Raw genomic sequence first — 9,221 nt, forward strand, 5'->3', positions numbered from 1 at the left:
TCCCAGTCGGGCGTGCCGAAGTCGTGGTGGCCCCGTTCCTCGTTCCAGCGCAGCTCCGGGTCGGGGAGCGTCACGCCGAGCTTCTCGGCCTGCGGCGCCCGGCGTGCGGCGGATCACTTCACGCGCCCGTACCAGACGCTCTTGGTCCAGATCTTCTGCAGTCGCACCACGTCCCCGCTCTTCGGGGAGTGCCAGAGCTTGTTCTTACCCGCGTAGATACCGACGTGGTACACGTTGCTGCCCGAGTGGAAGAACACCAGGTCTCCCGCCTTGCGGTTCTTGGCGGAGATGTGGCGTGTCTTGTTGTACTGCTGGGCAGCCGTGCGGGGGAGCTTCTTGCCGGCCTTCTTGAACGAGTAGAGCGTGAGCCCCGAGCAGTCGAACCGGTGCGGCCCTATCGCCCCGTACTTGTAGGGTGAACCCTTCTTGGAGGCCGCGATCTGGAGTGCCTTGGTCGCCGGTGTGGCTGCCGAGGCCTCGGAGGCGAAGCCGGGCGCCACGATCGAGCCGCCCACCGCGGCGATGGTGAGCGCCGAGGCCGTACCGGCTCGGGCCATGAGTGACGGGACACGATTGAGCGCAGTCATGCGCAACCCTTCGTCAGCCGCCTGTGAAGGATGACCTGTCGGATTCGGGCTGACAAAGTTGCCCGGCCGCTGACGCGGCTTCACCCCAAGGGCCGCTCAGGTCCGGTCATGGCGTGACCGTCCCGGCGACCCGTCGTGCTCGGGTCCTCCACTCCTGCCGATCCACTCCTGTCGACCGGTCATCCGGGCGGCGGCAGGACTCGGCGTCCGCCCGGATCGCCCCGCCACAGCGGCGGGGGCTTGTCGTCAGACAGGGATCTTGGCGCATGCCTGTCCGGATTTCCCAACGGAACCGGGGATTTGTGTTGTTACTCACCACTCACCCGTTCGGGTGGACACGTGTGCGTTCGCGCCACTGTCCGCAGGTTCGCGGACCGCCGGACCAGCGATGGAATGCCCCATTCCGCCCCGGGATCGCGCGCGTTGCGCAACCGGAAGGGTCCCAAAATCGGTCCCCCGCCTACTCCGAACAGAGGTACGTCATTTGGTCCGTTTCAACTCAGCTCCGGACGCTCCGCCGTCGCGTCGGACGTCCGGACCGACGACTTCGTGTCAACTGAGGGACTCCGGGGGGAGGGTGAGCCGCGCCGTGCGCCGCTCACCGTCGAGCACCCGCAGTGCCCGGGCCAGGGTGCCGGCGTGCAGGTCCGTCTCGCCCCGCTGGTGCATCAAGGCCAGAGCGTCACGCAGCGCGGTCGCCTTGCCGACGAGGGCCTGGGCGGCACGCAGCCCGCGGTAGGTGTCGCCGTCCCGGCCCGGGTTGATGCGGCCGAGCAGGTCCACCACGTCGAGGTAACGGTCGACCAGTTCCGCCTCGGCGCGGGTCAGGGCGGGCAGTGGCGGCAGTTCGGGCGGGAGCACCGGGGTCTCACCGTCCTGTCGGCGGGACGAGGGTGGCCTTGCGGCTGGGGATGAGCCCGTCCACCAGGCCGTACTCCACGGCCTCCTGCGCCGTGAGGACCTTGTCCCGCTCGATGTCCGCGCTCACCTGTTCCCGGGTGCGGCCCGTGTGCAGGGCGAGCATCTCTTCCATCCGGCTCCTGATACGCGTCAACTCATCCGCCTGGATGGCCAGGTCGCTCGCCTGACCCCGGATCGGCTCGGGCAGCGCCGGCTGATGGATCACCAGGCGGGCGTCGGGCAGCGCGAATCGCTTGCCGGGCGTGCCCGCCGCCAGCAGCACCGAGGAGGCGGCACCGGCCTGGCCCAGGAGGATCGTCTCCACGTCGCAGGAGACGTACTGCATGGTGTCGTAGATCGCGGTCATCGCATGGAAGCTGCCGCCGGGGGAGTTGATGTAGAGCGAGATGTCGCGCTCCGGGGCCTGGTGCTCCAGGTGCATGAACTGGGCCATCACGTCGTTCGCCGAGGTCTCGTCCACCGGCGCCCCGGGAAGACGATCCGCTCCTCCAGGAGCTTCGCGTACGGATCCATCGTCCGTTGCCCGGACGGCGTGCGTTCGGTGAACTCGGGCAGCACGTAGCGGGCGGACGGTCGGGTCATGGCGAACCCCTCCTCGCGGGCAGAGCTGTCTCCGGCGGCAGCCCTCTCTGTAAAAAATGTACAGGACGTACGTGACGTTATGATGGGGACATGGCCTACGAGATTCCGGTGACGCAAGCCAGGGCTGAGCTCGCCGACCTGATCAACCGCGTGGTGTACGCCGGTGAGCGCGTCGTCGTCACCCGGCACGGCAAGCCCCTCGTCGCCCTCGTCTCGGCCGATGACCTGCGGCGGCTCGAAGAGGGCCAGGAGCTCGCGGAGGCCGTGGAGGAGCAGGTGGTCAGCGCGGTGTCCACGGTCCGTCAGGTCGCGTCCGCTCCTGGCGAACCGCAGCGGTTCGGCATCGCGGCGGAGCACCGGAGGGCCGGCCACTAGGGCCCGATGGGACGGCAGGCCCTGGAGTCCGGCCCCGTCCGGACGGAAGCCTGAGTGCCGGTCCCGTACAGACGGAAGCCTTGGTCCCGGACAGGTAAGCCCTGGTCTCTGCCCCGTACAGACGGAAGGCCGTGCGCCCCCGTCCGCTACAGCGGGGGCGCACGGTCGTCTCATGTGGGGGCCGGTCAGGCCACGGCCGAGAGCTCCCGGCGATCGGCCGCGCTTCCGGCGCCCGCCTTCCGTGCCCTGGGCGAGCCGCCGAGCAGCACGGCGCCCATGCCCAGCGCCGCCCACCAGGTCAGCGTCAGGGCGGGCCCGGTCGCCGCCGCGCCGTCGAAGTAGGACACCGAGCGCAGCAGGCTCGTTCCCGCCCCCGGCGGCAGCCACTGGCCGATCGCACCGGCCGGCTCCGGAAGCATCTGCGGGGCCGAGGTGGCGCCGGAGAAGGGGTTGCCGATCAGCATCACCAGGGCGGCCCCGATGCCCGTGCCCGCGGGCCCGATGAGGGCGGCGAGTCCTGCTACGGCGCCGCCGACGGCCAGCGTGGACAGGGCGAGCACACCGGCTTCCGCCCACCAGGCTCCGCCGAGCGCCCCGAGCCAGCTGTGCGCGATCCCCGCCGCGACCACACCCACCAGGGCGGACGCACCGACCAGCGCGAGGGCGGCCCGGCCGCCGCGCAGCCCCAGCAGGGTGACCACCACGCCCGCCGCGATGCCGGCCAGGGCGAGCGGCAGCACGGCCGCGTTCAGCACCACGCCGCGCGGATCGCCGGCCGGGGTGGGCACGACATCGACCGTCCGGACCTGTGCGCCCTGGGCGGCGGCCTGCTGTGCCACGGCCTGCTGGAGGAATTGGGCGACGGCCGGCCCGGCCGCGGAGGCGGTGAGCAGTTCGGGACCCTGCGGCGTGACCACGACCGCGCCGTACACGCTCCGGTCCTCGATGCCCTCCCGTGCGGCGGCCTCGTCGGCGTAGCGGTGGATCTCGAAGGCGCCCTCGTGCCGCTCCAGCTGCCGCTCGACCTGGGCCGCCGCAGCGGGCGGTCCGGCCACGCCCAGCGGCAGGTCGCGGGGCGCGATGCGGGAGGCCGGCCAGGCGAAGGCCCACAGGGCGAGGGCTGCCAGGACGGGGACGAGGACGACGACCGCGATCACGGGGCGGTTGCGGGAAGGCATGGGGGTCTCCTGAGGCGAGCGGAACCGGAACGTCAAAAAGAAGGATCGTTCGTTTTTGCTCTGCCCTCACCGTGCTCCGGTTGTGGTGTCTTGTCAAGAATGAATATTCGTTTTACTTTGGGGATCATGGCCCGCGTGTCCCAGGAACATCTCGACGCCCGCCGCCGCCAGATCCTCGACGGCGCCGCGCTCTGCTTCGCCCGCAACGGCTTCCACGCCACGTCCATGCAGGACGTGCTGAAGGAGGTCGACCTCTCGGCCGGTGCGGTGTACCGCTACTTCAGCGGCAAGGAGGAGCTGATCGGCGCCATCGTCGCCGAGGTGCTGGGTTCGGTCCGCGAAGCCTTCGAGGAGGCAGCGCGGCAGAGTCCGCCCCCGCCCCCCGACGAACTCGTCGCCTCCGTCCTCGGCAGGACGCTCGCCGCCCGTGAGTCCCTGGTCGTCGACGGCCGTCCCGCCTTTCCGCGGCTCGTCATCCAGGTGTGGACGGAGACGCTGCGCAACGAGGAGCTGGCGCTGCTGCTCGCGGAGGGCTACGGATCGGTCCGCGCGGCCTGGGGGAGGATCGTCGAGGGCTATCAGCAGGCCGGGATGATGCGGGCGGACGTGGAGCCCGACCATGTGGCCCGCACGATGATCGCCGCCGTGCTCGGGTTCATCGCCCAGCAGTCCCTCTTCGGGCCGGCGCCGGTCGAGGTCCTCCGGGACGGTCTGCGGGCGCTGACCGGCATGCGGGACGGGGACACGCCGACCGGTGGATCACAGCTCGGTTAACGTGCCCGAAACGCGGTCCCATTAGCCTGCCGCTCCACGCCACCTGGCACTTTGCCCCGTGGCCGCGGCAACCGGGCCCCGCACGGCCCGGAGCGACGACTGTGAGGTGGGACGTGCAGCTGACCCCGCACGAGCAAGAACGACTGCTGATCCACGTGGCGGCGGACGTCGCCGAGAAGCGCCGGGCCCGTGGGCTGAAGCTCAACCACCCGGAGGCGGTCGCGCTCATCACCTCGCACATCCTCGAGGGCGCGCGGGACGGCCGGACCGTCGCGGAGCTCATGTCCTCCGGGCGGAAAATCCTGACCAGGGACGACGTCATGGAGGGCATCCCGGAGATGATCCACGACGTCCAGGTCGAGGCCACCTTCCCGGACGGCACCAAGCTCGTCACCGTCCACGAGCCGATCGTCTGACGGGGAGATTCGCCGTGATTCCCGGAGAGATCCTCTTCGCCGAGGACCCGATTGCCTACAACGAGGGGCGCGAGGTCACCCGGCTCACCGTCCTCAACGCCGCCGACCGGCCCGTGCAGGTCGGCTCCCACTACCACTTCGCCGAGGCCAATCCCGGCCTGGAGTTCGATCGTGCCGCCGCGCGCGGCAGGCGGCTGAACGTCGCCGCCGGCACGGCCGTGCGCTTCGAGCCCGGGATCCCCGTCGACGTCGAACTCGTTCCGCTGGCCGGGGCCCGTGTGGTGCCCGGTCTGCGCGGGGAGACCGGAGGTGCCCTCGATGCCTGAGATCTCGCGTGCCGCGTACGCCGACCTGTTCGGCCCGACCACCGGCGACCGGATCCGCCTCGCCGACACCGACCTGCTGGTCGAGATCGAGGAGGACCGTTCCGGCGGTCCCGGACTCGCCGGTGACGAGGCCGTGTTCGGTGGCGGCAAGGTCATCCGCGAGTCCATGGGCCAGGCGCGGGCCACGCGCGCGGAGGGCACCCCCGACACGGTGATCACCGGAGCGGTGATCATCGACCACTGGGGGATCGTCAAGGCCGACGTCGGCATCCGCGACGGCCGGATCACCGGCATCGGCAAGGCCGGCAACCCCGACACCATGGACGGCGTCCACCCGGAGCTGGTCATCGGCCCGGAGACCGAGATCATCGCGGGCAACGGGCGGATCCTCACGGCCGGCGCGATCGACGCGCACGTGCACTTCATCTGCCCGCAGATCGCCGACGAGGCGCTGTCCTCCGGCATCACGACGCTGGTCGGCGGCGGCACCGGCCCGGCCGAGGGCTCCAAGGCCACCACCGTGACGCCCGGGCCCTGGCACCTGGCGCGGATGCTGGAGGCCATGGAGGCGTATCCGCTCAACATCGGCCTGCTCGGCAAGGGCAACACCGTCTCCCACGAGGCGATGCTGTCGCAGATCCGGGGCGGCGCGCTCGGCCTGAAGCTGCACGAGGACTGGGGCTCCACCCCGGCCGTCATCGACGCCTCGCTGACCGTCGCCGAGCGGACGGGCATCCAGGTCGCCATCCACACGGACACGCTCAACGAGGCCGGGTTCGTGGGCGACACCCTGGCCGCGATCGCCGGGCGTGGCATCCACGCGTACCACACCGAGGGTGCGGGCGGCGGGCACGCGCCGGACATCATGACCGTGGTCTCCGAGTCGTACGTGCTGCCCAGCTCCACCAACCCGACCCGGCCGTTCACCGTCAACACCGCCGAGGAACACCTCGACATGCTGATGGTGTGCCACCATCTCAACCCCGCGGTGCCGGAGGACCTGGCCTTCGCCGAGTCCCGGATCCGGCCCTCCACGATCGGGGCGGAGGACGTGCTGCACGACCTGGGCGCGATCTCGATCATCTCCTCCGACTCCCAGGCCATGGGGCGCGTCGGCGAGGTCGTCATGCGGACCTGGCAGACCGCGCACGTGATGAAGCGGAGGCGGGGCGCGCTGCCCGGGGACGGACGGGCCGACAACCGCCGCGTCCGTCGCTATGTCGCCAAGTACACGATCAACCCCGCGCTCGCACAGGGCCTGGCCCGCGAGGTCGGATCGGTGGAGAGCGGCAAGCTGGCCGACCTGGTGCTGTGGGAGCCGGCGTTCTTCGGCGTCAAGCCGCAGCTCGTCATCAAGGGCGGGCAGATCGCGTACGCGCAGATGGGCGACGCGAACGCCTCGATCCCCACCCCGCAGCCGATCCTTCCGCGGCCGATGTACGGGGCGATCGGGCGGGCTCCCGCCTCCAACTCCCTCAACTTCGTCGCGCCCCTGGCCGTCGAGGCCGGACTGCCGGAGCGGCTGGGGCTCGGCAAGCGGTTCGCGGCGATCGAGTCGACGCGCGGGGTCACCAAGGCCGACATGCGCGAGAACGACGCGCGGCCCGAGGTGCGGGTCGATCCCGACAGCTTCGCCGTGTACATCGACGGTGAGCTGGTCGAGGCGACCCCCGCGGCCGAACTGCCCATGGCGCAGCGGTACTTCCTATTCTGAGGGTGATCCGATGTCACGTGCGGCGCTTCTCGTCCTGGCCGACGGGCGATTTCCCGCCGGGGGTCACGCGCACTCCGGTGGCGCCGAGGCGGCGGTCAAGGCCGGGCGGATCAGTGGTGCGTCGAGCCTGGGGGAGTTCTGCCGGGGACGGCTGCACACGGCGGGGCTGGTGGCGGCGGGGCTGTCCGCTGCCGCCGCGCTCGGGATCGACCCCGTCGCGCTGGACCGTGCCGCGGACGCGCGCACGCCGTCGCCCGCGCTGCGGGTCGCCGCCCGCAAGCTCGGCCGGCAGCTGCTGCGGGCCGCGCGGGCGACCTGGCCGTCCGCCGAGTTGGACGCCTTGGGGCGCGAGTTCCCCAAGGGAGCCCACCAGCCGGTGGTACTCGGGCGGGCGGCGCGGGCGGCGGGGCTCGGGCCGGTCGACGCGGCGTACTGCGCGGCGTACGAGAACGTGAGCGGGCCGGCCTCGGCGACGGTGCGGTTGCTCAGCCTGGACCCCTTCGACGCAACGGCGGTCCTGGCCCGGCTGGCGCCGGAGGTGGACCGCGTGGTGGACCGTGCGGTGGAGGCGGCGCGACGCGTGGTCGACGACGGGGTCGACGCACTGCCCGCGGCGTCGGCGCCGCTGCTGGAGATCGGCGCGGAGGCGCACGCGGCCTGGCCGGTGCGGCTGTTCGCGTCGTAGCCGCCTTCCGGACGCCGTGCAGCCCAACCCCTCAGGGGCGCGGGGAACTGCGCGATCAGCCCCACTCACCCGCACCTCGACATCATCGCCCGCCACCCCGGGCCCGCCTCACCAGGAGCCGCACATGCACCTCGACCACACCCACCACGGCCCCACCGCCCTCAGCGCGGACGCCCACCGCCCCGACGGCACCCGCAGAGCGCTCCGCATCGGACTCGGCGGCCCCGTGGGGTCCGGGAAGACCGCCACCGTCGCCGCGCTCTGCCGGGCGCTCAGGGACGAGCTGGCGCTCGCCGTCGTCACCAACGACATCTACACGCGAGAGGACGCCGAGTTCCTGCTCCGCGAGGCCGTGCTGCCGCCGGAGCGGATCACCGCCGTGGAGACGGGCGCCTGTCCGCACACCGCGATCCGGGACGACATCTCCGCGAACCTGGAGGCGGTGGAGGACCTGGAGGACGCGGTCGGGCCGCTGGATCTCGTGCTCGTGGAGTCCGGCGGGGACAACCTCACCGCGACCTTCTCCAAGGGGCTCGTCGACGCCCAGATCTTCGTGATCGACGTGGCCGGGGGCGACGACATCCCGCGCAAGGGCGGCCCGGGGGTGACCACCGCCGATCTCCTCGTCGTCAACAAGACCGACCTCGCCCCGTACGTCGGCTCCGACCTCGCCCGGATGGCCGCCGACGCCAAGGCGCAGCGCGCCGAACTGCCGGTGGTCTTCCAGTCGTTGCGCGGCGAGGCCGGGGTCGCGGACGTCGCCGCGTGGGTGCGGGCGCAGCTCGCCGCATGGAGGGCGTGAGCGTGCGTGCCGGTGCCGGGGTGCGGTCCGTCGCGCGGATCGTCGCCCGTGACGACCGGCGCGGGGGGACCTCGCTGCCCGTGCTGGAGAGCGACGGGCCGCTGGCGCTGCGGCGTACCCGGGCCACCGGCGCCGGGGCGCGGGTCATGCTGGTCGGCGCGATGAGCGGGCCGCTCGGCGGCGACCACTTCACCGTTCAGGGCCGGGTGGAGGAGGGCGCGCGGTTGTCCGTCGGGTCGGCCGCCGCCACCATCGCCCTGCCCGGGCAGGCCAAGGGCGAAGCCCGCTACGACGTCCGGCTGGCTGTCGCCGACCGCGGCGAACTGCACTGGCTTCCCGAGCAGTTGATCTCCGCCCAGGGCAGTGACCTCCATGTCACCACCCGCGTCGAACTCGCCGCCACGGCCCGGCTCGTGCTGCGCGAGGAACAGGTGCTCGGACGCGTCGGTGAGGAACCCGGGCGGCTCACGAGCCGTCTGACCCTGCGGGTCGCCGGACAGGTCGTGCTCGACCAGGAACTGTCCTGCGGTCCCGGCGCACCGGGCGGCTGGGACGGGCCCGCCGTGCTGGCGGGGCACCGTGCCGTCGGGCAACTGATCGTGGTGCGACCGGAGTTCGCCGCCGAGCCGGTGACGGCCGGGGTGCTGGGGGAGGGCGCCTCGCTGGTGCCGCTCGCCGGGCCCGCCGCGCTGGTGACCGCGGTGGCGCCGGACGCCCTCCGGCTCAGGCGGCTGCTCGACGAGGCTCTCGCGTCGCTGCGGCAGGCCTAGGGGATGTCTCTTTGGTCGGCTTACGGACGCCACTCCTGGCGGTACTGGGAGTGCTCGGCGTAGGACTGTGCCAGCACTTTGAGCGCATACG

At 72.0% G+C, this 9,221-nt stretch carries 11 protein-coding genes and 1 pseudogene; 8 read left to right on the forward strand and 4 right to left on the reverse strand.

The features are described 5' to 3' along the window. Positions 1-113: 113 nt before the first annotated feature. From ABTX60_RS42550 to ABTX60_RS42560, 3 genes and pseudogenes are all read right to left on the reverse strand, one after another. On the reverse strand, positions 114-587 hold the full coding sequence (locus tag ABTX60_RS42550) for a C40 family peptidase (RefSeq protein WP_352101997.1): 474 nt from the start codon (positions 585-587) through the stop codon (positions 114-116). A gap of 552 nt (positions 588-1,139) precedes the next feature. Further along, positions 1,140-1,448, reverse strand: coding sequence for a hypothetical protein (locus tag ABTX60_RS42555; protein ID WP_352101998.1), 309 nt, complete (start codon positions 1,446-1,448; stop codon positions 1,140-1,142). Positions 1,449-1,455: 7 nt separating this feature from the next. Further along, a pseudogene (locus tag ABTX60_RS42560) lies at positions 1,456-2,090 on the reverse strand (ATP-dependent Clp protease proteolytic subunit). A gap of 90 nt (positions 2,091-2,180) precedes the next feature. Here ABTX60_RS42560 and ABTX60_RS42565 point away from each other — a divergent pair. Next, positions 2,181-2,465, forward strand: coding sequence for a type II toxin-antitoxin system Phd/YefM family antitoxin (locus tag ABTX60_RS42565; protein ID WP_104781967.1), 285 nt, complete (start codon positions 2,181-2,183; stop codon positions 2,463-2,465). A gap of 185 nt (positions 2,466-2,650) precedes the next feature. Here ABTX60_RS42565 and ABTX60_RS42570 read toward each other — a convergent pair whose 3' ends face one another. Further along, the gene (locus ABTX60_RS42570; RefSeq protein ID WP_352101999.1) at positions 2,651-3,643 is read right to left on the reverse strand and encodes an ABC transporter permease; all 993 of its coding nucleotides are present in this window, start codon (positions 3,641-3,643) and stop codon (positions 2,651-2,653) included. A gap of 126 nt (positions 3,644-3,769) precedes the next feature. Here ABTX60_RS42570 and ABTX60_RS42575 point away from each other — a divergent pair, with 126 nt between their 5' ends. The 7 genes from ABTX60_RS42575 to ABTX60_RS42605 all read left to right on the forward strand — a co-directional run bounded on the left by ABTX60_RS42575 (position 3,770) and on the right by ABTX60_RS42605 (position 9,130). Beyond that, a complete protein-coding gene (locus tag ABTX60_RS42575) occupies positions 3,770-4,417 on the forward strand; it encodes a TetR/AcrR family transcriptional regulator (protein ID WP_352102000.1) in 648 nt (215 codons plus the stop codon). A 113-nt stretch (positions 4,418-4,530) separates the two neighbouring features. Further along, on the forward strand, positions 4,531-4,833 hold the full coding sequence (locus ABTX60_RS42580; RefSeq protein ID WP_053674248.1) for an urease subunit gamma: 303 nt from the start codon (positions 4,531-4,533) through the stop codon (positions 4,831-4,833). Between the two features lie 14 nt (positions 4,834-4,847). After that, positions 4,848-5,159, forward strand: coding sequence for an urease subunit beta (locus ABTX60_RS42585; RefSeq protein WP_351633025.1), 312 nt, complete (start codon positions 4,848-4,850; stop codon positions 5,157-5,159). Then, a complete protein-coding gene (locus ABTX60_RS42590; RefSeq protein ID WP_352102001.1) occupies positions 5,152-6,873 on the forward strand; it encodes an urease subunit alpha in 1,722 nt (573 codons plus the stop codon). Before ABTX60_RS42585 ends, ABTX60_RS42590 begins: the two co-directional genes overlap by 8 nt. Positions 6,874-6,883: 10 nt before the next feature. Continuing rightward, complete coding sequence (locus ABTX60_RS42595; protein ID WP_352102002.1) at positions 6,884-7,558, forward strand: urease accessory protein UreF; 675 nt, start codon at positions 6,884-6,886, stop codon at positions 7,556-7,558. A gap of 124 nt (positions 7,559-7,682) precedes the next feature. Then, positions 7,683-8,360, forward strand: a complete 678-nt coding sequence (gene ureG, locus ABTX60_RS42600) for an urease accessory protein UreG (protein WP_352102003.1) — start codon at positions 7,683-7,685, stop codon at positions 8,358-8,360. Next, positions 8,348-9,130 (forward strand): urease accessory protein UreD, encoded by a 783-nt coding sequence (locus ABTX60_RS42605; RefSeq protein WP_352102004.1) that lies wholly within the window; start codon positions 8,348-8,350, stop codon positions 9,128-9,130. The genes ureG and ABTX60_RS42605 overlap by 13 nt, the downstream gene beginning before the upstream one ends. The last annotated feature ends 91 nt before the right edge of the window (positions 9,131-9,221 follow it).

Origin of the sequence: Streptomyces sp. NPDC126510 (assembly GCF_040302345.1) — a bacterium.
GTDB lineage: Bacteria > Actinomycetota > Actinomycetes > Streptomycetales > Streptomycetaceae > Streptomyces.